The organism is Echinicola rosea, assembly GCF_005281475.1.
GTDB classification, from domain to species: domain Bacteria; phylum Bacteroidota; class Bacteroidia; order Cytophagales; family Cyclobacteriaceae; genus Echinicola; species Echinicola rosea.
In genome coordinates this window covers 2,950,704-2,976,224 of the sequence record NZ_CP040106.1, presented here as the reverse complement: position 1 = coordinate 2,976,224, position 25,521 = coordinate 2,950,704, and the positions used below count along the sequence as shown (strand labels likewise).

Genomic DNA, 25,521 nt, shown 5'->3' with positions numbered 1-25,521 from the left:
ATTTTAACAAATCGTTATGAAATCATGGCCGTAGCTCCTGTCATACTTGGTAAAGCTATCCATTCCCTCTATCCGCATGTCCCAAGCTCTTGTCAGGAGCAATCACATCCCTGACAAGCTGCTTCAATTCGGTAATTTCAGGAAAGCGGCCTTTTTCTTTGCGCGACCATATCAATTGGCCATTGGCAGTGATTTCAAAAATCCCTCCCCTGCCGGGACGAAGGCTTAGCTCTTCCAGCTCCCCTTCAAAAGTGGTCAACAACTCCTGCCCCATCCAAGCCGCTCTGAGCATCCAGCGGCACTGGGTGCAATAAGTGATTTTTACGTGATTGTGCATGATTGTAGATTTAATTTGCCTCAAATGTACAACTACCAACTGATACAGCAAACCGGCCAAGGGGCATGCCTTCCCTTGGCCGGTTTCAGGAAACGATTACTGCAAATGAATCTCTTAAATTTAAAATCCTAATTGCCCATAAACTGCAGGTTGATCCCGGTGAACAGCTGAAACTGAGGCTGCGTACCCGCATGGATCATGGAGTATTGTGGCTCGATAAACAAGTTAAACACCGTGTTTTCCACCTTTACCACTTTTCCGACACCAAGGCCCAAAGGCACAGAGAAGGCATCATTCTTAAAATCAAATGCCCATATAGGAGCTCCTCTAATATAAGCCCCCTTTCCTAACTGCCAGAAATAAAAGGGCTGGATTGCAGCTACATTGGTGCCAGGCCTGTTGCTATCCCCAGCAAAAGAAGCCTGCCAGGTAACAAGTCCTCCAAACTGGAAGACAGCTGACTTGGCAATAAAGGCCACCATCGCAAAACCACCTTGCCATTTTCCGGTTCCCAAAGCCGTCTCAGTCGCCGTGGGCGCAGTGATGTTTGGCCCTATCCCCACCGTAGCCGTGGGTTTGGACACAAAGTTATAGGACATAAATGCATTGACATCCCCTAAACCGTTAATAGAATTGACCGATCCATCCACGGGATCCGGTATTCCGGTGGTATTAAGAGGTGCCGATACCCTGAGTAGCCATTTCCCCTCAGCAATAGGCTTTGCAAACCGTACCCATGAATTGTTCAAATAAGCATCCTTGGGAGCGTCGGTTAGGCGCGGAATATAATAATTATGAAAGTTTATCGCTGTCATATTGGCCAAGGGATTGTTGGCCTGTGCTGCGCTCTGGGATGCGCCACTTTTCTGCCCATACACCTCTACCGAAAGAAGGACCAGTATGATCAAAGTAATTAATCCATTTTTCATTTGATATTATCTTTATGAGATTTTTTAATGTATTTTTTTAATTCATTCTTTAACTTAAGCTAGGTGTTATGGATTACCATCGAATTGTACCTGCGATATCACTCAGCCGTTTCCAAATTTCCGTAACTGCAAGGACAAATAAACACTCAATATACCGATGGACACGAAACTCAGGGCTGTCCAGCTGACAATGGTCAGACCTCCCAGTACCGGATTCCAGATAAGAATAAAGGAAAAAACCACCCCTAGAATCCCTAAGAACAACAGACTTGACCAATCCGAAAACCCAAGTTGTTTCATTTCAAAGGCATAGCTAATCCCTCCTACTGACCTAAACAAGATCAAAAAACCCAGATAGAGAGGCATCGTGGCCAGCGAAACTTCTGGCCGGCTAAGCAGCAGAATGCCCACCAGACAATTGAGTAAGCCAAATGCCAAAATCCATCCCCATCGGTCAAAAACCCGCTTACTCAAAATCGAAAAGGATATTTCCCCAATTCCAGTCACCAAAAATGATAGGCTAAAAAGAAAGGACATGGCCAAGTAGGCCTTTGCAGGGGTAACGAATGTATAAATTCCTAAAATGATAAATAGCAGTCCTACAAAAGACAAAACATACCAATGTCGGATGGTGTTCGCAATAGGATTGGTTTGTGAATTCATAAGTATTGAAACGTTAAACTTTCTGAGGTTAATTTTGGAAGGTAAAAGGAAACAGGCCCTTCACTTTAAACCTGTAAAAGCCCCTTTCCTTCCACCAATTAAATTTTAAAATATGTTATAACTCAAAACCCAGTTTTAGGGCAAAATAAGACTGCGGTTCGTTCAGTTCATTTCCCGCTTGGAATCCATTATAGTATTGGATGGAAACAGAGGTAGCAAAGGAATTCGCCACATCGATCAGCATTCCCACCTCTGGGGCCAAAGCAAAATTCCAAGCTTCTTGTTCTAGCGTAAACTGCCCCATATCGGTATTTCGCCGGGTATAGATAGTACCAATGCCCACACTGGCAAAGGGATTGACTGCTGCCCGTGGCTTGAAGTAATACGCCGCGTTAAACAAAACGGGCACATGGTTACTATAGCGGTATTGCTTTCCGGATACGGACTGGTTTTCAAAGTGATACGTGTCGTAAGCCAATTCCTCGTAAAAGACATTCCAGCCCGTGGAAAGCCCCACGCCCACGTTTTCGCTGATCATCTTTCTATAATCGATGGCAATGCCTCTAAAGCTGGTGGGCTTTACGTAATCACTCAGGTCTCCTATCGCAAATCCCACCGGATAGGACAGGGTCACCCTACTTTCTTGTGCGGAGGCTTGAAGGGAAATCACCACTCCCAAAACAAGCATTATCAATAGTTTTTTCATGTCGCTATTCATTATTGAGTTTGCAAATAAGGAGATTGGTCAAAAGCCTGGTCAATGGCGTCAGTAACACGATCGATGTCATTATAATACGTCAAGATACCATTGCTGACAGATAGCCAAGCCGCATTGGACTTGTTTATCGGATTGTTATCAGCAGCACTGGGGTCTGTAAGCACCATGATCAGGGATCCAGTCGAATAGCTACTGACAGGGTAATAAGGAGGATAATACCAACCCCACCATCCTGGGTAATACCAGCCCCACCACCAATCATACCACCAATAGTAATAATAATTGGTAGTAGAGGTGGCAGCAGGCATCATCAGCATGTCTGGAGCATCCTCCATATCCACACGCTCCCATCCATAGCTTTCCATATTTTGGGCTATCTCAGACAAAATCGGCGTAGCATATTCATCATCAAGGTACACGTACGTCGTATCGCCTTCGTTCACTTTCACATCTGAGACGATCTGATCAGGCATTGCGTAAGTGCCTTGAGCCATAAAATCATAATCCTCCTGATAGGTCGTATAGACGATATCCATATCCTCCACGTAATCTGGACCTGAAGGAAGACAACTCCAAGAGAGGCCAGCGACCATGCCGACGGCCAAAAAGGATAACATGTTTTGTAACTTCATCATTGTTTAGATTTAAATAATTGTAATGCAATTGTTATGTCAAACCCTGTAGTTCCTATTTAAAAGAAACTGATCAGGTAACAAACCTCCTTCTGTCAAGAAGGTGGCCACCCTGCCCTGTGCATGATCATATTAGTTTGGATTAATGGTTTCATACTAATCGTTTATTATTGCCAATACCTAAAGACCATAGTGACTTCGCGATTTTTCCCGAGATATTACCTGGGCTTTAAAGGGAGATACCAGCGAAATCCCAGTCGGATCCCAAAGTCATTTTGGTTATAAGGGAATCCCTCAGAGCGATAAGCCATAAATTCCGGCTCGATGTAGGCATTGTACTTTAACTTTCCAGCCCAGACATAGCCGAGGCGCAGGTTCAGTGGAATGGCTATTTTTCCCGTTTCATAATCCAATTGCCACAGTGGCTCCATACCAGCATATATCCCATTTGACCAAGTATAGAAAATATTCGGCTGTAGGGCGGTGACATTTCGGTTACCATACTCACTGTTGTGGCTGATCGAAAAGAAATTTTGCCAGATCCAGTACATCTGCCAATTGCCCAAATCCGTAAAGGTCACGGTAAATGCCGGTCCCAGCTGCCATTGTGGCGACCCAAGCTCATGGGACGTGGCAGTTGGAATCTGTAAATTCCAACCCGCCCCAAACTGTCCCCAGTCCTTTTTGGCAAGGATAAAGAACTGATTGATCGCAATATCTCCTAAGCCCGTAGGTCCTCCTGGAGCCGTATTCAAAAAAGCAATTACCCGAATAAGCTGTGGAAAAGGCAGCAGCTTTCCCTCCTCCAAGGGGATAATGCCTCTCAGACGAAAATTCTGAGCAAACCCCTCGGCATTGTTGGTCTTAAAAATCCCAAACTCCTCTAGCTGAAGTTGCCAAGCTAGCGTAGTAGGGTTGATCACTTGCTGTGACAGCTCCATAGATGTCTTCTCTTCTGCTTCTTGGCCTAGTGCAGACAAAGCCATAAATAACAGTACGAAAAATGCCGATACCTTTCTCACCTTAACCTCCATGAACCATATTTTAAGCATAAATAACCTTTGCTGGGCTTAATCAATCTACTGAATCCAGCTCATAGGGGTAGATGACCTTCCAGTCTTCTTTCATGTCCACAAGTGTCCAGCCTTTTTCCTTGGCTTCGTCCCAGCCCTTGTCAAATGCCCCAATATGGGAATCCCGGTCATAGGCCCATTCCCTTGCTTCATCTGTATGGTGTACAAAGAGCTTGAAACTCTTTGCCGAATTGGCAGCTGTCCACCGGAGCATCTGTAAGTCCCCATCAGAATTGCCTGCGGCAAAAACCGGCTTCCGACCAATATACCGATGGATACCAATGGGCTTTCCTTCCTTATCATCGATCAGGTCAATTTCTGGCAGCCTTTTGATGATGGGCTGGCCATCGTTATAGTCATATTCAGTTTTGATACTGCTCCCAACGATCCGGTCCTTAGGAATACCATAGACATCTTCGGCCCATGGGCGCATAAAATCAATTCCTCCACCAGACACAATAAACACCTTGAAGTCATTTTGCTGAAGATATTTCACCAGCTCCAGCATGGGCTGATAGATCAGGTCTGTATAGGGACGGTTTTTGGTAGGATGTTTTGCCGTAGCAACCCAATCTGAAACGATTTTTTCAAATTCATCTGTGGTCATTCCCGCATGCGTGGTCATCACGACCTTAAGCAACCCCGCCATGCCTTGCTCCATCAGTGCCGGCATATCGTTTTCCAGAATTGCCTTATACGGTTGCTGGTCTTTCCATTCGGGGTGGTCTGTAGCCATGGCTTTGATTCGGTCGATAGCAAAGAAAAACTGAAAATAAACCGGCTGCTCTGACCATAGCGTGCCATCATTATCAAAAGTAGCTATACGGTCTTTCGGCTCGATATAATTCGCGCTTTGGGGATTGGTCACATCTTCCACAAAATCAAGTATGGCCTGTTTTGTGCTCCCTTCATTCCAGGAAGGAAGAGCCGTACCTGCACCAGCTATCTCTCTGGAATTGGTAGGTTCATCAGAAATTTTCTCCGTTTCTGATGAACAGGAAAACACGCTTAGGCAAAATGCCAAACCACAAAAAAGAACAATTAAATCCTGTTTACTTCTCATACCTTCTTTTTTTAAAACCCTCTCGTTTATATCGAAATCTCTTGTTCGTACACTATCAATTTCTATTGTTCCAAGCATGCCCAAAGACGATGTACCAGCCAAAATCATCATTGGACCATGCCACATCCACGCCCGTGCGAAGGCCAAACTTCCTGGCCAACAAGTACCGGAACCCTGCTCCATAGGTATAGATCAAATCAGAAGCACTAAAATTGACGTCTGCTGTTGGGGCTTTGGCAAGCCCGGCGATCAGGGTGCCACTCCATCGCATACTGAAATCATAGCGCTGCTCTGTCTCCAGCATGTATATCTGATCCCCTTGGTATCGGGCCATCGGCACCCCACGCATATCTATAAAAGGACTCGCATAAAACGGAGGATCACCAAATTGCCACAAGCCTTCCAGCCTGACACCACTTACCCATTTTGGACTGGGCTGGAAGAATTTAAATCCAGCCAAATTAAGCTTTTGGTAATCGTAATCACTGCCAGTCCAATTAGCATTGATCCGGAAAGTCGAAACCAAGTATATGCCCTTGTTCGGGGTAAATACGTTGTCACGTTTATCATACTGGATATCCGGACTGATTGTACTGATATTACTGCTCAGTTCCTTGTTCTCTATAAAGTCAGGCAACTCGTTCATTCCAAAATCAGGGCTGGCGTTGATATGGGCAAAGGAGTAGTCCAAGCCCATATATAATTCAGTGTTCGCTATTTGCCGGAGAAGGGAAACAAAAACACCATTGGTCTGTAGATTAAAGCCCAATTCCCGCTCGCCCACAATGGGAAGGGTCCTGTAAAAATCCATGTTGACATCCCCATGAAATGCCGCCACTCTGTATTTTAAGTGATGCTTTGGTAGAGAAGCCATTCTTACGGCCCCAAATCCCCAGGACTTATTTGCAGTATAACCCACAAATCCCGCCGTAATATCTGGCGGTATGTACCTACCTTCCTCTTGATACTTATTTGGCTGGATAAAAATCGGTGTAAAAACCCCTCCGATATTGCCTACAGCTGGTTCTGTAATCAGTTGGGGGACTGGAATAAATCCATGGAAATCGATCAAAAAATCACTCATATCCAACTTTCCATCCAGCGAATCCCTAAAAACCTTCATACTGAATTTCTCTTTGGACGATTGGGCTTGAACAAAACCAGAAATTGTCCAGATCAACGTACATAAAAGTATCGTCAAAAGTCTATTCATCTTATCGAATTTGATATTCCCCTTCTTTTCAGCAAAACAATTGGAGGTCCTATCCTCTCAGTCCACCAATGGATAACCATTGATTATTTTTTAGCAATCCTATAAACATGCCCGTCATTGTCCACTGAGACCATCCAAAAAGAAAAAGCTCTAGCAGCCAAATACCCAAGTGAAGGACGTCCAAAGGTAATTCCCCAAGACGCCTCACCGAATCGGGAAGATGGTGTCTTTTGTTTTTTGTCAATCAATAGGATTCCCCGAACCATCAAAGTGCAAGGTCTTCTTATCATTACCTTTTTTGATCACTACGGTATATACATCCGTCGCGGCGGTCGGGCTCTTCTTAATGATTTCTTTGTCCTTAATAAATGCCCATCCGGAATAATTGTTACCGATATAGCTTCTGATGGAAGGTGGCAAAGCTTCATTCGTGATGACTTTTTTATAGACCACCATTTCTCCATCTGCGTCATACAGCACTTGGCCTGAAACACCATCCCCATAAAAACTGATGGCATAATAGGTCATTTCATCACCTGGAGACATGGTATTTTGTACGTCAGTCACTTTCCAACTGTCTATCCCATCCGCGGGAAGGATCTTCACTTCATCTACTACAGATTGGGGAAAGTCCTTTTTAATGGCCTCCACGACCGCCTTGGGCACCTCACTATCGCTTACTTGCTTCAGAACTACTCTTTCTTCCTGAGCATGAACAGCCCCGCAAAACAAAACTCCTAGAAATAAAATAATCGCGATCCCTTTCATGGTAATGTTGGTTATTAGTTGATGATTCACTTGTCTTTTGTGTTATTTCACTTTATCCACCGGAAATTTCTTCATGAGTTTTTTGATATTCTTAGGAATGGTCTTGTCCCGCTTCTCAGGCTTTTCGGTCACTGTAGAGGTCAATATCCCTTGCCAAACTAACTTATCACTGTCGCTATCATACATATCCACCACCAATGTCCCCTCGGTATAATCATCGTTGGAATAGGTAGTGGTGGCGCTCACATTACCAGCTCCCATGCCCCAACCCCATCTCGGCCCATATCCATACCCGCCCATGAAATCGGTGTATGCTGTGGTACTGGTTTTCTGGTCAAGCACTACGTAAAGGGCTATCTTTGCATCAGCATTATCCTCCGAATGAACCATCCCCCTCATTGCAAATTCTGATTTTAATGATTCCAGAATACGCTTTTTATCAAATTCATTGAGATGCTGGTCACTTTCTTTTTGCCATCCCTCAAAGGAATAAGTCTTATACTTCGAAAAATCCGTCTCCTTATCATAATCACTTTTAACCTGTGCGACTACATAATGGCTGCTTATCAGCATGAAGAATGCCGACAGAAATGCGAAAATAGATGTTTTACGTTTCATTTTTTCTGAATTTAAGGCCTAGATTATCAACTAAGTAAAGCTAAGTAAAATGAATCCCTTGCGTGGTTATAAATATTCAGAAGATGGTAAGAATTATAAATTTTTGCATTGAATCACCTAAATGAAGGGTTTTTCCCTTATAAATCATCCTTTAAATAGTATTCGCCCTTTCTAAAAAATCGCCTACACCATGAAAACACTTTTCAAGTACAACAAAGCCTTCATTAGGCTGGATGGATTTAGCGGGACCGATGCGCCTTTGCATACTGGGAGGGTGTCAAGCCGGTGATTTGCTTAAATTGCCTGTTGAAATAAGAAATATTAACGTACCCACTTTGAAAGGCCACTTCCTTCACGCTGAGCCCTCCCGCTATCAGCAGTTTACAAGCTTGCCCAATCCTGATTTCATTCAGAAATTGAGAAAAAGTCTTTCTGGTATGTGTCTTAAAATACCTACAAAAAGCATTGATGCTAAGGTTGGCTACATTCGCCGCATCTGAAACGGCTATGTCCCTAGAAAAATTCTCCATGATAAAGTGGATTACCCTATTGATTTTTTTGGTATCCGCAGGCAATGGCTCCGGTTCAAAATTGATATGGCTCAGAGGAGTAAGCTCATCACTCGTGGACAGTTTATGCAGGTACTTAAATAGGTGAATAATGCGTTCCAAACCTTCTTTTTTCGCCATTTTATGCGCAGCACTAAACATTTTCCTCCTAATATCCCCCTCAAGCTTCAGTCCCCGCTTACTTCGTTCCAGCAGCTCCTTCACTGAATGAAATTCCGAAAGCCCCAGCATCCGCTCACCCATGGATTCCAATGCAAAAAGTACAGAAATATTCCTCGAATGCAATGTGGACTGAGCATCATAGTATGGTTGGGCACTTCTAAAAAAATGGGGTAAATTTGGCCCAAGCATAAATACATCTCCTGCCTTAAAGTTCCCAATGGCATCTCCAATAAAGTAAGTCCCCTCTCCTTCCACTATTACCATAAACTGTGTCTCCACATGGTAATGCAACTTATCATAAAAATAGGGATAGTCCTCCTGTAAAATCCGTACAGCTTCTTCATTGGTCTTGGCGATTTTGAACAGCAAGGGCTTCATACTTTCAATTTACTTTTCAGACCACAAATTACGATGTCCAAACGGTAAAGTAAAACTGACGAAAAAATTACAGTTGATATACATAACTAAACAACATACTTACATCAATTTTACTTCCACCAACATTTCATCTACCTTATTAATCTCAGTTCGATTATAAAACCGTCACTGCGAGGCTTAGAGAGAGGCCTGAGCGGGTGGAAGCCGTGGCAGCTCGCCGCGGCGAGTTGCCACACCCTTTTCCAACCCACATCCTCCTAAAAAGGGTTCGCAATGCTTTTAATGCTAAAAATAAGTCGAGCTCAGGTTATTAATAAAAACTATCCACTATGCTAAATACTATCAAAACTGCACGCCACTATATAGTAGTTTGCTCATTTTTACTGATGACAGGCTGTGATTTGCTGCCCACCACCCCTGGAGTACCAATAAACCCGGAAAAGCCGGAGTGGCTACTGATCGAAGCCGACCTATCCTATAATGTCACTTGGATAGGAGGCCTGACCAAAAAGACCTTTCAATATGATTCACTTTATAGACCTACCTCTGTAGCAAGTTGGACCAAATATGAGGATTCCCCCTATGATAACAGAGATACACTGGCACTTCATTATAATCAGCACAGCCAACTGGAAAGTGCCATGCCCTACAGTGCACTTAGACATGATTCCAATATAGAGGAAACGATCAGGCATTTTAGGTATGATGAAAAAGGAAGATTGAGTTGGTCAAAAGTAGATAGATTTCATATAGAAAAATTTTACCGATATCATAAAAAAGTAAGGGAAATTGTGCAGCTGAGGAAGGTACATGATGCCCGGGTAGATACCGTGCGAACACTTATAACACTTGACAGCATTGGCAACATTTCAACGATCAATACAGAAAGCATAGACGGACGGGAAGGGAAAGGTTTAAAATACAACTACAATATCGTTTTCACTGCTTATGACGATCATCCCACCCCCTACTCAGCCCTTAATTTTAATGATGTTGACCTACTTGACATCACCCTATATGGTGGACAAGCTTCAATGTTTCCAATTCGTATTGACCACATTCCTTTCCTCCCCAAAAACAATCCCACCAGACTCACCATCACTGAAACCCAATATAACGACCAAGGAGAACCCACTGTCAAAGAAAAACGGTTAAGATATTACTATAATTACAATGCTGACGGACTGGTCACCCAAAAAAGGCTGTTTATCAGCAACTATCCTGAAAAAATCATGGACTTCACCTACAAAAAAGTGGAGTAGCACCATTTCTCCCGAGCCACAGTCTGACGACCCCAAGGTAAACACCCATAGTCATTTCAAAAACGACACATGGAATCAATATCGAATAATAGCCAGCGGAAGAAGCATCAAAACATGGATCAACGGCCAATTAGCCGCAGACCTAGACTATGATCCCGAAAGGTATGCCGATAATCCGAAAGGTTTTATTGGACTGCAAGTACATGGTGTAGGCAAAAAAGAAACGCCAATGAGCGTCCGGTGGAAAAACATCTACATCCGACCGCTATAAAAACAAAAAGCTATGAAACAATATCTCATAGCTTTAGTCAATTAACAATAAACCCAAAATAACCTGCTGTAGGAGAAGGACTCGAACCTCCACGGGGCAGTTAGGCAAAACACGAGCTCCATGTTTGCTTTATCCCAAACTCCCCACCCCCGAGACAGGGGGGCATGTCTGCCAATTTCATCACCCTACAGTATCTGATAAGACCTTTTGCCTTTTTCTTATGTTACAAAGTTAACAACAGCAGCAATTAATTCAAATAATATCAACAAAAATATTCAATATTTACATTATCAACAATAAAAAAACGATTTCTATATCAAATCAGTAAAACAACACCCTCAAAACAGGTGGTTTTATTGCCAAATTTTCAATGGTAATCCCATATAAAACAACCAGCAAACAGCTACTTTATTTTGACCAAGCCTTTCTCCTTTTGCAAAACGTCACAGAAACTGGTAAAAATCAGTAAAAACTTGTCCTTTCAGCGCCATCTTTACTCCTTATAAAAAAGCCTTATTGAATCAAAATAGTAAAGCCACCTTTCACCAGGGCAAACGCATTTAAAAAAATGTTCCTTTTTGCATTTATATCTGCCGTTCCTACGGAACTTAGCCATTTGTATGTAATCATTTTTTGACCTATATGACCCTCCGCCAAAGGTGGATGAGGCAGGATGCTCAGTTGCTAACACCTATTCGGGGTTCAATGCCGTTTAGTTAAGAATATTTTCCAATACGGATCGTCCATTGAGAGCGTTATTATTTTAATCCATGGCCTTTTAAAATATGTACAAAATGGATCCGCCTTGCAGGTATTGGGCGTTAAGAAATTAAAAAGCGGGCGGGCAAAAAGGCAGGCTTGTTTGACGAAATACTAGCCAAAAAGAATATTGGCAACTAGAAAAGGAGGAGTTTGCCTGCATGAGGGAAGGTTTTAATTTTAGGCCAATAGATGCACACCTGTGCGCCGTGGCGTAGCGGCGGGGTTTTTTGGTTACTTTTTTGACCTGAAGCAAAAAAGTGACAAAGGTAAAGGGATGAAAACCACTTAGGGGTTTAGCTAGAAAAATAACTGCCCAAGGAAAAAATATAGAACCCATATTTTCCAGATACAAACTAACTAAACGGCATTGAACCCACATTTAATGCCGTTTAGTTAAGGCCATTTCCCTGTTTTCACCTGCTGGGAGTTTCTTTTCTATTTGACTTTAACTGTATGGTTTTGGCCATTTTTGTGGATTTTATCCTTTTCCTTTTTTCCATTGATGAAAAAAGAAAGAAAAAAATCTAGGCCTGTGGGCTTATAGTTCCGGCTCAACTTGGTTACTTAAGAAAATATACCACTACATGGAATGATGATGATAATTTATCCATAAGAAACTTATTAATCGGATCCGCCTTGCAGGTATTGGGCGTTAAGAAATTAAAAAGCGGGCGGGCAAAAAGGCAGGCTTGTTTGACGAAATACTAGCCAAATAGAATGTTGGCTGCTAGAAAAGGAAGAGTTTGCCTGCATGAGGGAAGGTTTTTATTTTAGGCCAATAGCTGCACACCTGTGCGCCGTGGCGTAGCGGCGGGGTTTTTTGGTCACTTTTTTGACCTGCAGCAAAAAAGTGACAAAGCTAAAGAGATGAAAACCATCTTGGAATTTAGTAGAAAAACAATAGAACCAATATTTCCAGGTACATACTAACTAAACGGCATTGATTCAGGATTTAACCTCAACCAAGCCGGCCACTATACATGAGCAGATAGTTGCGAAGGCTTGTACGAGGCAAATCAACTCATCATTCTTTCTGCCCATCCAGCCATTCGGCAATCTAGTGTCAAGCCAAACCTAAACCTACGTGTAATCCGGTGTGTCTTTTGGTCTATCTCTACGTTGCAAAAAGACTTCCTTAGCTACGACTAGGGGCGTTTTTTGCGCCTTGATCTCGTCCAAAATCCACTACCGCCTTACCCGTCATTTAAGCGTTGACTTGACCCTGGGCTACTGCGGTTTTCAATGTACAAATCGGGGCAAAGTGCCAGCGGCACGATAAATTTTGTAACCTGCGGATTCATCCGTAGGAGCTTAAGCACTCCTCCCTCCAGAAAGGAGTGCCATCGGCACGGATGATAGCTATGCCTACATGAAAACTATCTCCCTTCAAAACACTAAACGCGTTTGCCCTGCACCTTTCACCAAGAAGATAACTTCACATATCATGGAATTTTGCAAGTGTATTAAATCAACCCTGCTCGTTTTAGCAATGCATCAGGTTTTGGGTCCCTTCCACGGAAACGCTTATACAAAATGGAAGGATGCACCCTGCCACCAGCAGACAAAATGTTTTCCTTGAAAGACTTTGCCGTAACAGGATCAAAAATACCATTTTCCAAAAACAACTCGAACGCATCGGCATCCAGCACTTCCGCCCATTTATAGCTATAATACCCCGCGGCATAGCCCCCTTGGAAGATATGGGAAAATGAAGTGGACATCATGACTCCCTCCACAGAAGGAAGTAATTCTGTCGGTGCCATGGCCTTTTTTTCAAACTCAAACAACGAACCAACATCCGTTGGATCTGCACTATAATAGGCCATATCCAACAAACCAAAACTCACCTGACGTAAGGTCTGATAGCCTTGGTGGAAGTTGGCTGCATTTTTGATCCGCTCCACCAGTTCCTCAGGAATCTTTTCTCCGGTTTTATAGTGGCGGGCAAAGAGGTCCAAGCATTCCTTTTCATAACACCAGTTCTCAAAAATCTGAGAGGGCAGCTCCACAAAGTCCCAATAAACACTTGCGCCAGACAGTGAACTATATGTCCCATTGGCGAGCATTCCGTGGAGTGCATGCCCAAATTCATGGAACAACGTGGTCACTTCATTAAAGGTCAAAAGCGACGGCGTACTTTTGGTAGGTCTGGAGAAATTGCACACAATCGAAATATGGGGCCGTTTATCGACGCCATTGACTTTCGACTGGCCGCGGTAAACGGTCATCCAAGCACCATTTCGCTTGCCTGCTCGTGGATAAAAATCCGCATAAAAAACAGCCATGTTTTTGCCACTTTTTGCGTCCTTCACCTCATAAGCCACCACTTCTTCGTGGTAAACGGGAATGGATTCATTCTTCACAAACTCCAGATCATACAGCTTGGAAGCGGTCTTAAAAACCCCTTCAATGGTATTCTCCAGTTCAAAATATGGCTTGGTCAGCTCATCATCTACCTCAAATTTAGCCTTCTTTAGTTTTTCGGAATAATAACCGAAATCCCACTTTTGGAGCACATCCGGTCCTCCCTCCTTTTGGGCAAACTCGGTCAACTCCTTTAGTTCTTCCTCTGCTTTAGGCCGAGCCTTTTCAAGCAGCTCACCTAGGAATTTCTGGACTTCAGGAGCACTCTTTGCCATCCTTTCTTCCAATACAAAATCTGCATAACGCGGATAGCCCAGTAAATTGGCACGCTGATATTTCAACTCCAAGATCTCTTTGATGATTTGCTGGTTGTCCAGTTCATCTCCTTTGCAGGATTTGGTATTATAGGCCAAGAAAAGCTCTTTGCGGAGTTCTCTATTTTCGGCGTAGGTCATAAACGGCACATAGCTGGGAAATGCAAGGGTAAAAACCCATTGCCCTTCTTTCCCTTTTTCGGCAGCGGTCTGAGCCGCAGCCTCTTTTATGGCGGCTGGCAAACCGGCCAGATCTGACTCCTTTTCTACTACCAGCTCATACTTATTGGTTTCTGCCAGTACATTTTCTCCAAAGGCCAAGCTCTTTTGCGATAGCTGACGGTCTATTTCCCGAAGTTTGGCCTTATCTTCATCAGAAAGGTTTGCTCCATTGCGGACAAAGGACTTATAGGTCTTGTCCAGCAAGGTCTCCTGTTCCTCATCCAGCTTCAGGTCGTCTTTTTGCTGAAAGACCTCATTTACCAAGCCAAAAAGCTCTTGGTCCAAGAGGATATCATTGGAATATGCCGTAAGTATGGGCGAAATTTCCCTGGCCAGTTTTTGGATCTCGTCGTTGGTCTCTGCGGCATTGAGGTTAAAGAAAATACTGGAAACAATGTCCAGACGCTCCCCAGACCGATCCAGTGCCTCAATCACGGCCGTAAAACTGGGCTTATCCACAGCTTTGATTTCCGCTATCTCGGCCTTCGCCTCCTTTATTGCCGCTTCTATGGCAGGTAAAAAATCTTCGTTTTTGATCTTATCAAAAGGCGCCGTATCAAATGGCGTATTGAACTTTTCCAATAATGGGTTCATGTGTTGTCTTTGCTTTTTATGGTCTTTTCTTACATTTTGGTAAATGCAGGGGTAAAGATAAGATTCTCCCTTTGAGATACAAGGAAAGCAGGGCACCCCTCAGGGCGAACGCATTTAAAAAAGTATCCCAGTGTGAATATATCTGCTGTTCCTATAGAATTTAACTTCATATGCTTTTATTGGACTTTCCTACTTTTTCCATTAATGAAAAAGTAGGCAAAAAATCTAGGCCATGGAGCATCCTTCACATTAAGTGGTTGGGTTTACGAGTACGATTTGGTTGCCTTAAACCCGCATTTAATGCCGTTTAGTTAAGGCCCTTTCCCTGTTTTCACCTGCTAGGAGTTTCTTTTCTATTTGACTTTAACTGTTTGGCTTTGGCCATTTTGGTGGATTTTATCCTTTTCCTTTTTTCCATTGATGAAAAAAGAAAGAAATTTACCTGGCTTTAGATAGGCCTGCTTGGCTTTAGACAGGAGGAGTTTGCCTGCATGGGGGTAGGTTTTAATTTTAGGCCAATAGCTGCACACCTGTGCGCCGTGGCGTAGCGGCGGGGTTTTTTGGTTACTTTTTTGACCTGAAGCAAAAAAGTAACAAAGGTAAAGGGATGAAAACCACCTAGGGATTTAGCTAGAAAAATAACTGCCCAAGGAAAAAATATAGAACCCATATTTTCCAGATACACACTAACTAAACGGCATTGAAAAAGCGGGTTCAATTGATTTTGTGCCAGTTGCTATGGGCTAAAAATGAGTGGATCTCGCTTGTCCACTGCGCGAGCCAACTCATTTTCTTAACGCCCCCATCAACTGTCCCAAAACCGAATGCTCCAAAGACCGAACAATGAACTCATTGCGAATACTTCATTTCTCTGAGGCTAAGTATTGCGTTACGGATACATATAAAATTTTTAAATCATTCTCCCCACTTGGGCAGGTAGGTGCGGTGGATTATTTGTCCTTTAGACCAACTGATGCCCTTGCTCTTTCAGTATTTGACGGGACAGGTTATTGCTATTCCTAATGTTCAAACTGCGGTAAAGTACCAGCGGTATAATAAATCTTGTAACTGGCGCCCCCTTCTTACTTAGCACCTTCCCTATCACCGGACCGGCTTGGGGAAAACCGCCCTGCTTTCCACCATTCCTTCTCCCACGGCTTGTACGGCAAAGAAATAATTGTCCTTACTGTAGGGGAGTGTCATCGAAGTGCTATCGGTAAAAAATTTCTTTTCCCAAACGGGGGAACTGGTTTCTCTCATCAAAACATAATATCCTTTTGCCTTACCATTTTCAGGAGCCTCCCACCTGATGGTGGTGTTATTGGTCAGCTGGCTTACATCAATCCCCACCTCTTGCGGCACCGATGGGGCCAAAGCCAAATTCGCCAATACCGCTAGGTTTACACCTGTGTTTTTACGAAGGTATTCATAATCAATATGCTCAGGCAAATCCCCATATTCTACTCCTTCTTCGGTGCGAAGATCCTGGTGTTGCTGGGTATAATTTTCATTGTATTCACAGATCCTCACTGCCGTAAAGCCTTCCCTAGAAAACGGTGTATGGTCACCCCCTCGTAAAAAACGGTCATTGCGGTACACCAACTTCACTTCAAGCTGGTCCACATAGCGCTCACCGACTTCTTTGATATAGCGGGCGAGCTGTCTGGACTTACTGTCGTTTTCTGCATTGGTGTATTGGCGGAGCTTGGCCATTTCGTCAGTTTCATAAAGTGGCACCCCTTCACTGAACACCCTTACACGGGTATTGTCCCGCAGCTTGGTACCACTGGAAGCACTGTTGCCGATCATATCGTTATTGATCATTGCGGTCAAATTCCAGTTTTCTTCCTTGGCTTGTTTGGCCAAATGCGTTGCTCCCTTAAGGCCTTGTTCCTCTCCGGAAACCGCCACAAAAACAATGGTAGCCGAAAACTTCCTTTTGCTCATGATCCTCGCCATCTCCATAAGCGCAGCTACACCGGAGCCATCATCATTCGCGCCCGGCGCATCGCTTTCTGCGTTCATCACATTTGAAACACGGCTATCCAAGTGGCCGCTGACAATGAACACCCTATCGTCATTTGGATCAGTTCCTTTCAGTGTAGCCATGACATTGCCCATGCGGACATCCTCGGGGATCCTCCTCCCATCTGCCTCCACCGTAAAATAATCGATCTTGGAGCTCAGCCTTCCCGCTGATGCTGCCTCGAAAGATTTAAACGTGGACAGCACATATTGCCTGGCGGCTTCTATGCCTCGCCCTTCTTCCTCCGCACTCAGGGAATGACGCGTACCAAAACTCACCAATCCCTGAATATACTCTTCCAGCTTTACCGGAGAAATCTCTTGAACCATGGTCTCGATTTTCGTGTTCCGATGAATATGTTGCAGCTGGGCTATGGCCGAAAATGGAAGGAGAAAAGTAAATACCAATAAAATTTTCTTCATGATTTAGAGGCTAAAGTGTTAGTTTAGGTTAAATTTATACTATTGATCCAGAAATAAAAAAATAATTACATGAACAAAAAACTGATTCCAGAAGTGGACGAATATGGCCCATTCTACGACACCTATGTTTCGAAAGTCCGTGGGGAAAATGTCGAGGAACTGATGCTTTCTCAGGTAGAGGATTTGAGGAAATATTTTGAAGGAGTTTCGGAGGAAGACGCCACCAAAGGCTACGAAGATGGAAAATGGAGCCTTAAGGAGGTCGTTGGCCATATCAACGACACGGAAAAGGTCATGCTTTTCAGGGCCTTGGCCATCGCCAGAAAGGACAAGCAAGAACTCCCAGGCATGGATCAAGAAGCATATGTAAAAGCGGCCCAATTTAACAACAGGCCACTTGCGGAGCTATTGGAAGACTTTGAATTGACGCGTTATGTCATTCGTAATTTTTTTAGATCACTACCAGAAGAGGCCTATACCTACACTGGGACGGCTAATGAATATTCCATGAGCGTCCGCTCTTTCCTGTTCATCATCCCCGGACATTTCAAGCATCACATGCAGATTTTGAGAGAACGATATTGAATGGATAAAAAACAGTGAAGGCAAAGACCGTTGAAGCAGCCTGTCTTTCAATCGTTACAACTTTATTAACTTTCACCAGTACATTGACGAGCTATGTTTGAATACAACCCAGATAAACATTACCCTAAAGAAACCGAAAGCAGGTCATTGATCCGTTTTCAAGACTGTGACCCATTAAGGCATCTCAACAACGCCAAGTACTTTGATTATTACTTCAATGCCCGAGAAGACCAAGTACCGAAGCTATATGGTGTGGAGATGTTTGACATGATCAAAAAGTACCAGGCCGCTTGGGTCGTTTACAATCACAACATTTCCTACATCCGACCTGCAATGGTAGGCGAATGGGTCCGTATTATGAGCCGCATTTTATGGCATGATGAAAACACTGTGGTCTTAGAATATTACATGACGGATGACAGCAAAAAGGAACTGAAAAATGTCCTCTGGACTACTTTAAAGTACGTCGGCCTAGAAGATGGCAAAATCCGACCCCATAAGGGTGCAATCAAAGATTTCCTAAAAGCTACCTCTGATAATTTTGACATCCGTCAACACGCCATTGTAGAGCGTGTCAAACTACTAAAGCAGCGCCTACAAGCCAACGATTAAATACGAATAGCCGAAGAACTTGCTTCGGCTATTCGTATATTCCATCACAATTTTGCGCGGGTTTTGGCTCAATTATATATGCAGCCAAAGGCACAAACCTTGGCATTAATCCACCTTGTACATTTTATTGGCAGCATTGATATATTCCAGCGGGTTAAAAGCCGTATCAAAGGCGCTTTTCAGACTATTTAGCTTTGATTCCAAATCATTCATCCTCGGACCGATGTGCTTGGCCTCCTTGTATTTGTCAATGAGCCCATTATACTTGCTGATATTTTCACTGATACGAAACGTAATGCCCCCAAAACGTATTTTGAGGGATTGGATTTCTGCCATTTCATTATAGAAAGTATTTTTCCAGTTTTTGGCATTCACCTCCCTTTCGGTTTTCACCCTATTGGCAATGATATTGGTGAGTTCATTCAGGTATTCATACCGCCTGTTGGCGTCATTTTCATTACTGTACCTGCGCTCAAATTCCGCTTTGTCAACCCCTAGGATCTTGAGGTTTTTGTCCAAATTTTGGGCATAGAGTTCCTTTAATTCTTCCAATTCAGTGTCAATGGCTTCCCACTCAGTCTCGATCAGGTTTTTGTCATTGGTATAGGCTCCTAGCTCCGCCACCAGCTCAAACATCTGCTGGCTTTGCTCTTTCAGTTTTTTGTCCCGCTTACCCAGGTTGTCGATATAATTGGACATCCCCATAAACAGGGCCTGGCTGAAAGTGCCGAAGATCGGAGTTCCTGCCGACAAGTCTCCCGTGAGGCTGACCAAGTTGGACACCACGGACAGGGAAGGATTTTCCTTTTTGTTTTCTTCCACATAGGACTTAAAGCCTTTGTACCAGTTGTTGAATCCAGGGTACTGGGTTGGATTGCCTATAGCGTTTAAGGTCTGGAAAAAATCCCTCGCTGCACTAAAGAGAATCAGGGGCCGAAGTTCCCGCTCCATAGACACCAAATTAATGATGGCCGACTGGTAATTTCCTTGATAGATATTCAGTTCAGCATCTTTTTCGGCTTGTTGAAAATCCTCAATTAGCTTTACCCGCTCGATTAGTTTTTCGATTTTTTGCGTTTCACTGCTCGTTTGGCTCAGGGATTTATCCAACATTTGGATACGATCGTCTAGGTCTGTGAGCTTTGTTCCCAGCTGATCATCCATAGAATCGGTCTTTACTTGGATGCTTTTGAGAAGGCTTTGTTTCAAAGATTGCTCCAGCGACACCTTAATACTGTCTGTCTGACCGAAGGCGTTGACCCCACTTAGCAGGATCATTAGGGTCAATAGGTAAATATTACGTCTCATACATAGCTATTTTCTTCCCAGTAAACCAATTTTGTGCCATAGTTGGAAGAATGATGGTGAACGGTATAAATTAATTTTTCTCAAAAATAATATTAAAGATGAAAAGAATGTGGAAATTTTATTGCTGTAAGAAAGATTTTCACCAAACCTACCCAAAGCACTGAACCACAGAAAATAACATTCACTACTTACTACTTTTCGCTTCAGGACAATAAAACTGCGACGCCCCTATTGCCGTATCATTTAACAAAATGTTCATTTTAGTTAACCATTTCATTTGTCCCAGAAGAGGGTAAATGATATTTTTACTAGTAGATTTTCATGGGGAATTTCAGAAAAGTGAAAGTCCTTTTAAAAAATATTGAAATGGACTATATTAATCATATTATAAGCAAATGATCAAGAATAACCCAAAATAGAGAACGATGAAAGATTTCCCTTGGTTTAAGTTTTATCCCAAATCAGTCCCCCAGGAAGTAGATGTAGAAGCCTACTCCAGTGTGGCGGGATTATTCGAAGAGTCTGTACAAAAATATGGAAAGGCGGTAGCCTATGAATGCATGGGCAAAAAAATCAGTTTCCTTGAAGTAGATCGGCTCTCCAAGGACTTTGCATCTTACCTACAAAATGAACTTAAGCTCCAAAAGGGAGATCGAATAGCCATCCAGATGCCCAATTTGCTACAATATCCCGTAGCCATGTTCGGTGCATTAAGGGCTGGGTTGGTAGTTGTCAACACCAACCCGCTCTACACGCCACACGAAATGGAACACCAATTTAAGGATGCCGGTATCTCAGCAGTGGTCATTGTGGCCAATTTTGCCAGCAACCTTGAGGAAATCCTCCCCAAGCTGGATGTGAAGCACATCATTCTCACCGAAATCGGTGACCTGCTGGGTGGCTTTAAAGGCAGCATTGTAAACCTTGCAGTCAAATACATCAAAAAGATGGTGCCGGCCTATAACCTTCCCAATGCGATAAAATTCAACGATGCCCTCTCCATCGGGGCCCACCATAACCTGACCCCTGTCGATCTCAACTTAGCGGACACTGCCTATCTCCAATATACCGGAGGGACTACGGGCGTCTCCAAAGGAGCCGAACTCACCCATGGAAACATCATTGCCAATATGCAACAGATTTCTGCCTGGATGAGACCGAAGCTGAAAGAAGGTGAAGAGCTGGTCGTTACAGCTCTCCCCATGTATCATATCTTTGCACTGACGGTAAACTGCCTGGCCATGCTCAAGATCGGTGCACACAACCTGCTCATCACCAATCCACGGGACATGAAGGCATTTTGCAAAGATTTGCGTAAACACAAATTCAGTGTGATCACTGGGGTAAATACGCTCTTCAATGGTCTCCTGAACCAAGAGTCTTTTAGAAACCTGGATTTTAGCTACCTCAAAATATCTGTAGGCGGCGGAATGGCTGTCCAAAAATACGTAGCGGAAAAATGGTCCACCGTCACAGGCACCCCACTGGCAGAAGGCTATGGCCTTACAGAAACTTCCCCAGTAGCCTGCTGCAACCCCATCGACGGCACCGAACGAATCGGTACGATCGGCCTCCCGCTTCCCAATACGGAAGTAAAAATAGTGGATGACGAAGGTAATGAACTGTCAAATGGTGAAAAAGGTGAACTCTGCATCAAAGGCCCCCAAGTGATGAAGGGATACTGGAACAGACCGAAAGAAACCAATGATGTCATGCTCGGTGAGTGGCTCAAAACCGGGGACATCGGCATCATTACCGACGATGGATTCATCAAAATCGTCGATCGTAAAAAAGAAATGATTCTGGTATCGGGCTTTAACGTCTATCCCAATGAAGTAGAAGATGCTATCGCTACCCATGACAAGGTCATGGAAGTAGGCGTTATCGGCATGCCTGACGAACATTCCACCGAAAAGGTCATTGCCTACGTCGTCCCCAATGACCCATCTGTGACTTCTGCCGAGATCATCAAACACTGCCGGGAAAGCCTGACAAACTACAAGGTCCCCCGGGAGGTTCATTTCGTGGATGAATTGCCCAAGTCCAATGTGGGGAAAATACTCCGCAGAATCATTAAAGAGGACCACATCAAAAAATCTGCTTGAAAAGAACTTCATTCACTAAATCACATTGAATAGTAAATGTGAAATGCAGTATCTGCACCACTTCCCATTAACAATAAAACCCGCATTCCAAATCATGAAATGCGGGTTATTGCTATTGCGGATTTCCCTCATCAGACGCCGACTTCTTGATCCTTGAAGGCTTTTCTTGGCTTAAGGTTTAACGTTTGAAAGAGCTTTTTGTCCATATCCTCTTCAGGATTTGGAGTCGTCAGCAGCTTATCACCTGCAAAGATGGAATTGGCTCCAGCCATAAAGCAAAGTGCCTGTTCCTCTGTATTCATTCTTACGCGCCCCGCTGACAATCTCACCATGGATTTTGGCATGATGATCCTAGCGGTGGCGATCATTCTGACCATTTCCCAAACAGAAACACGCTCCTGCTTTTCCAGCGGAGTTCCTTCTACGGGTACCAGCGCATTTACTGGAACAGATTCGGGGTGTGACGGAAGCGTCGCCAGGGTGTGCAGCATCCCCACACGATCATCCAAATTTTCACCAAGACCAATGATCCCACCTGAGCAAACAGAAATATCCGCTTTGCGGACATTATCCAATGTATCCAATCTATCATCGTAATTTCTCGTCGTGATGATTTCATTGTAATGATCCTCACTGGTGTCCAGGTTATGGTTATACGCGTACAGCCCAGCATCTTTCAGCTTTTTGGCCTGATCTTCTGATAGCATGCCCAGGGTACAGCATACTTCCATTCCCATATTATTCACCCCTTTCACCATGTCTAGTACCTTGTCAAAGTCCCTATTGTCTCGTACTTCGCGCCAAGCTGCTCCCATGCAGAAACGGGTACTTCCTGCCGCTTTCGCATCTGCTGCCCTATTGATCACCTCTTCTACATCAAGAAGTTTGTGCACTTTTACGTCTGTATGGTACCGTGCCGCCTGAGGGCAATAGGCACAATCCTCAGGGCAACCCCCGGTTTTTACAGAAAGTAAGGTGCATACTTGTACTTCCTGCGGATCGTGAAATTCACGGTGTACAGTAGCCGCTTTATACATGAGCTCCATGATCGGGGCGTCAAAGATCTCCTTGATTTCTTGTCTTGTCCAGTTGTTTCTAATTTCAGTCATCAAATTATGATTTGATTGAAAGCTTAATAAACTTTAAAATTATAATAATTTAGTAAGGATACCGTGTATTTCCATAGTTTAAACACACCAATTCTGTCTATCCAATTGACAGACAGTCATTTTTCTTCTGCCGCTGATCACTCCAAAATGCGCTTTGCCTGCTTTAAATGTCTTCTCTCATGGGTAGTGATGATGTCCAAAGCCATATCCAACGGATAGGCAATTAACCTATTTGCTGGCGAATGGATGACCTGTCCCTTTTCCAGTGCCGGTTTTAGTCGATCAATCCAATCCGTAAGCGTTTTCTGATGCTTCTCAAACACCTCCAACAATTCCTCTTGTCTGTGCTCCTCATATTTTTCAGGCTTCCAAACCGGGATGGTCTTGATCTTTTTAGCATTATCGGGTGCCACGGATTTTAAAATCATATTCCCAAGCGCCCGGTTCAAGAAACCAATATTGCCTATAAATGGCTTTTGGTAGCTTCCCTCCACGATCTGTTCGAAAATCGGAAAATAACTTTTATTGATCACAATAAGGTGCTGGATGTTCTCAGCAATGCTCCACGTATCGGGATTGGGTTTTCGATACAGTTCATCCTTATTTAGGCGCTGAAATGCATCCTTGAAATCCTGCGTGGTAGTCGCCAGACTACCTTTCCATTGATCTATTTTATTTGTCATCATGGTTAAAGGGTCAAAAAACCTTTTGGCTCCCGCCTTGTTAATATTTTGGGACAATTTCAGTCAAAATTCGTTATAATGATTGACAATTCATTAAAATTGAAACGTAAATTTAAGACTACAACAAATCACCATAAGCAAGTACATCTTGCCGCATTAAATGAGATGCCCCGGCACCTCAATCCCAAGGAATGAAATACGCCATTGTAGATATTGAAACAACAGGAGGTTACGGAAAAAGGCACCGTATCACAGAAGTGGCAGCAGTAGCCCACGATGGCCATCAGGTACTGGAAACTTTCCAAACCCTGATCAACCCTGATTGTGAAATCCCCGGCTACATCACTGGTTTGACAGGTATCGACCAGTCAATGGTGGAGGGAGCACCCTATTTTGAAGATATTGCCGAAGAGCTATATACTTTTCTGGAAGATAAAATTTTTGTGGCACACAATGTCAACTTCGACTACCAATTTATCCGATCCGAATTTGAACGAATTGGAAAAGCATTTGACCGGCCAAGACTGTGCACGGTAAGGTTGAGCAGGAAAATTTTTCCGGGGCTGAGATCCTATAGCCTTGGCAGCATATGTGAACACAAGAACATTGAAATCAAATCCCGCCACCGTGCCTTCGGCGATGCAGAGGCCACCGCTAAACTGTTCTCCAAACTGGTTCATCCAGACCAAGAAGGGATCATGGAACAACTGCTCAAGCGAAATTCGGGAGAAGCATTTTTACCGCCCAATATCTCCAAAGAGCAATTCCTCTCTTTACCGGAGCATATCGGAGTCTATTACTTCCACGACGCCAACGGAAAGGTGATTTACGTAGGCAAAGCGCTCAATATCCGTAACCGCTTCAAGGGACATTTTTCTGGAGCTGGGAAAGGCAAACAGGGCATGAAAACGGCAATCCACGATATCAGCTTCCAATTAACCGGCAGCGAATTCCTTGCCCTGTTGTTGGAAGCACTCGAAATTAAGCGCCATTGGCCAAAATATAACCGTGCCCAAAAAGCAAAAAGCTCCCCTTGGGGAATATATCGGTACCAAGATGGAGCCGGATTCGAACGCTTCCAAGTAGCTAAGATCAACCGTTTTGCCAAACCGCTGCTCGCCTTCCATTCCCATCATGATGCCTGGGCATACCTGCTGGAAAAAATAGAAAAACACCAGCTTTGTCCAAAACTGTGCAGCGTACAAAAATCACCTTCCGCCTGTTTTGACTATTCCATTGGATCTTGTCTTGGGGCTTGTTGTGGAAAAGAGACTCCTTCATCCTACAATTCCCGCGTCCAACAATGGCTGGAAGAAATCAACCAAGAAAAAAGCCGCCTCCTGATACGTGAAAAAGGACGCCACCCGCGTGAACAGGCAGCTATCTATTTTGAAGAAGGTGTGTTAAAAGCCTATGGCTTTATTGACAGCGATACCGAATTCGAAACGGATGAGGAAGTGATCGAACACCTGGAAATGGTAAAGCCTGTTGGCGACACATCATCAATTCTCAGCCAATACCTCACCAAAACCTTAACGAAAAAGGTCAAAATACTCTCTTAGCTCCCTTCCTTGCCCCTCCATATGACTTACCACATCATGCTTTTTAGGAAAGGTTTATTCTAAATAACGTAACAAAATCGAATAAATTTTGACAAATCAGAATATTCCCAACACCAAATACATTCTGATAAAATTTCATCATAAAAATATCAACAATTTTTCTCAAACACCAAATAAATGATTATATTAATAGTAAG

The 25,521-nt window shown here is 43.6% G+C and carries 22 protein-coding genes; 6 read left to right on the top strand and 16 right to left on the bottom strand.

What is annotated here, in order from left to right; genetic code table 11:
• Positions 1–55 precede the first annotated feature (55 nt).
• From FDP09_RS12000 to FDP09_RS11950, 11 genes are all read right to left on the bottom strand, one after another.
• A complete protein-coding gene (locus FDP09_RS12000) occupies positions 56–337 on the bottom strand; it encodes a SelT/SelW/SelH family protein (RefSeq protein WP_137402893.1) in 282 nt (93 codons plus the stop codon).
• Between the two features lie 128 nt (positions 338–465).
• Complete coding sequence (locus FDP09_RS11995) at positions 466–1,266, bottom strand: hypothetical protein (RefSeq protein ID WP_137402892.1); 801 nt, start codon at positions 1,264–1,266, stop codon at positions 466–468.
• A gap of 102 nt (positions 1,267–1,368) precedes the next feature.
• A complete protein-coding gene (locus tag FDP09_RS11990; protein WP_137402891.1) occupies positions 1,369–1,929 on the bottom strand; it encodes an HdeD family acid-resistance protein in 561 nt (186 codons plus the stop codon).
• Positions 1,930–2,044: 115 nt separating this feature from the next.
• The gene (locus FDP09_RS11985) at positions 2,045–2,635 is read right to left on the bottom strand and encodes an outer membrane beta-barrel protein (RefSeq protein ID WP_137402890.1); all 591 of its coding nucleotides are present in this window, start codon (positions 2,633–2,635) and stop codon (positions 2,045–2,047) included.
• Positions 2,636–2,646: 11 nt separating this feature from the next.
• Positions 2,647–3,282: a DUF4136 domain-containing protein gene (locus tag FDP09_RS11980; protein WP_137402889.1), complete on the bottom strand. Its 636-nt coding sequence runs from the start codon at positions 3,280–3,282 to the stop codon at positions 2,647–2,649.
• 215 nt (positions 3,283–3,497) lie between these two features.
• Positions 3,498–4,313, bottom strand: coding sequence for a hypothetical protein (locus FDP09_RS11975; RefSeq protein ID WP_137402888.1), 816 nt, complete (start codon positions 4,311–4,313; stop codon positions 3,498–3,500).
• Positions 4,314–4,353: 40 nt separating this feature from the next.
• Positions 4,354–5,415 carry an HAD family hydrolase gene (locus FDP09_RS11970; RefSeq protein ID WP_137402887.1) on the bottom strand — a complete coding sequence of 354 codons (1,062 nt, stop codon included), beginning with the start codon at positions 5,413–5,415 and terminating at the stop codon, positions 4,354–4,356.
• Positions 5,416–5,470: 55 nt separating this feature from the next.
• A complete protein-coding gene (locus tag FDP09_RS11965; RefSeq protein WP_137402886.1) occupies positions 5,471–6,628 on the bottom strand; it encodes a BamA/TamA family outer membrane protein in 1,158 nt (385 codons plus the stop codon).
• Positions 6,629–6,868: 240 nt separating this feature from the next.
• A complete protein-coding gene (locus FDP09_RS11960; RefSeq protein WP_137402885.1) occupies positions 6,869–7,396 on the bottom strand; it encodes a PepSY-like domain-containing protein in 528 nt (175 codons plus the stop codon).
• A gap of 42 nt (positions 7,397–7,438) precedes the next feature.
• Complete coding sequence (locus tag FDP09_RS11955) at positions 7,439–8,014, bottom strand: DUF4136 domain-containing protein (protein ID WP_137402884.1); 576 nt, start codon at positions 8,012–8,014, stop codon at positions 7,439–7,441.
• Between the two features lie 239 nt (positions 8,015–8,253).
• Complete coding sequence (locus tag FDP09_RS11950) at positions 8,254–9,123, bottom strand: helix-turn-helix domain-containing protein (RefSeq protein ID WP_137402883.1); 870 nt, start codon at positions 9,121–9,123, stop codon at positions 8,254–8,256.
• Between the two features lie 329 nt (positions 9,124–9,452).
• Here FDP09_RS11950 and FDP09_RS11945 point away from each other — a divergent pair, with 329 nt between their 5' ends.
• Both FDP09_RS11945 and FDP09_RS11940 read left to right on the top strand, forming a co-directional pair.
• Positions 9,453–10,385 (top strand): hypothetical protein, encoded by a 933-nt coding sequence (locus tag FDP09_RS11945; RefSeq protein WP_137402882.1) that lies wholly within the window; start codon positions 9,453–9,455, stop codon positions 10,383–10,385.
• The gene (locus tag FDP09_RS11940) at positions 10,297–10,656 is read left to right on the top strand and encodes a 3-keto-disaccharide hydrolase (protein ID WP_137402881.1); all 360 of its coding nucleotides are present in this window, start codon (positions 10,297–10,299) and stop codon (positions 10,654–10,656) included. The genes FDP09_RS11945 and FDP09_RS11940 overlap by 89 nt, the downstream gene beginning before the upstream one ends.
• Positions 10,657–12,881: 2,225 nt before the next feature.
• On the opposite strand, the gene FDP09_RS11935 is transcribed toward FDP09_RS11940, so the two are convergent.
• Together FDP09_RS11935 and FDP09_RS11930 are read right to left on the bottom strand one after the other, a co-directional pair.
• Entirely contained in the window at positions 12,882–14,912 is a 2,031-nt protein-coding gene (locus FDP09_RS11935) for a M3 family metallopeptidase (RefSeq protein ID WP_137402880.1), read from the bottom strand.
• A 1,101-nt stretch (positions 14,913–16,013) separates the two neighbouring features.
• Positions 16,014–17,360, bottom strand: a complete 1,347-nt coding sequence (locus FDP09_RS11930; RefSeq protein WP_137402879.1) for a M28 family metallopeptidase — start codon at positions 17,358–17,360, stop codon at positions 16,014–16,016.
• Positions 17,361–17,429: 69 nt separating this feature from the next.
• Between FDP09_RS11930 and FDP09_RS11925 the strand changes: the two genes are divergently transcribed.
• Entirely contained in the window at positions 17,430–17,945 is a 516-nt protein-coding gene (locus FDP09_RS11925) for a DinB family protein (protein ID WP_137402878.1), read from the top strand.
• Positions 17,946–18,038: 93 nt separating this feature from the next.
• Positions 18,039–18,557, top strand: a complete 519-nt coding sequence (locus FDP09_RS11920) for an acyl-CoA thioesterase (protein WP_137402877.1) — start codon at positions 18,039–18,041, stop codon at positions 18,555–18,557.
• A 105-nt stretch (positions 18,558–18,662) separates the two neighbouring features.
• Here FDP09_RS11920 and FDP09_RS11915 read toward each other — a convergent pair whose 3' ends face one another.
• A complete protein-coding gene (locus tag FDP09_RS11915; RefSeq protein WP_137402876.1) occupies positions 18,663–19,865 on the bottom strand; it encodes a hypothetical protein in 1,203 nt (400 codons plus the stop codon).
• Positions 19,866–20,290: 425 nt separating this feature from the next.
• On the opposite strand from FDP09_RS11915, the gene FDP09_RS11910 reads away from it, so the two are divergent.
• Complete coding sequence (locus tag FDP09_RS11910) at positions 20,291–21,970, top strand: AMP-binding protein (protein WP_137402875.1); 1,680 nt, start codon at positions 20,291–20,293, stop codon at positions 21,968–21,970.
• A 131-nt stretch (positions 21,971–22,101) separates the two neighbouring features.
• On the opposite strand, the gene bioB is transcribed toward FDP09_RS11910, so the two are convergent.
• Positions 22,102–23,079, bottom strand: coding sequence for a biotin synthase BioB (gene bioB, locus FDP09_RS11905; RefSeq protein WP_137402874.1), 978 nt, complete (start codon positions 23,077–23,079; stop codon positions 22,102–22,104).
• A gap of 137 nt (positions 23,080–23,216) precedes the next feature.
• Positions 23,217–23,765 (bottom strand): DinB family protein, encoded by a 549-nt coding sequence (locus FDP09_RS11900; RefSeq protein ID WP_229683523.1) that lies wholly within the window; start codon positions 23,763–23,765, stop codon positions 23,217–23,219.
• 188 nt (positions 23,766–23,953) lie between these two features.
• On the opposite strand from FDP09_RS11900, the gene FDP09_RS11895 reads away from it, so the two are divergent.
• Positions 23,954–25,324, top strand: coding sequence for an exonuclease domain-containing protein (locus FDP09_RS11895; RefSeq protein WP_137402873.1), 1,371 nt, complete (start codon positions 23,954–23,956; stop codon positions 25,322–25,324).
• Positions 25,325–25,521: the final 197 nt, after the last annotated feature.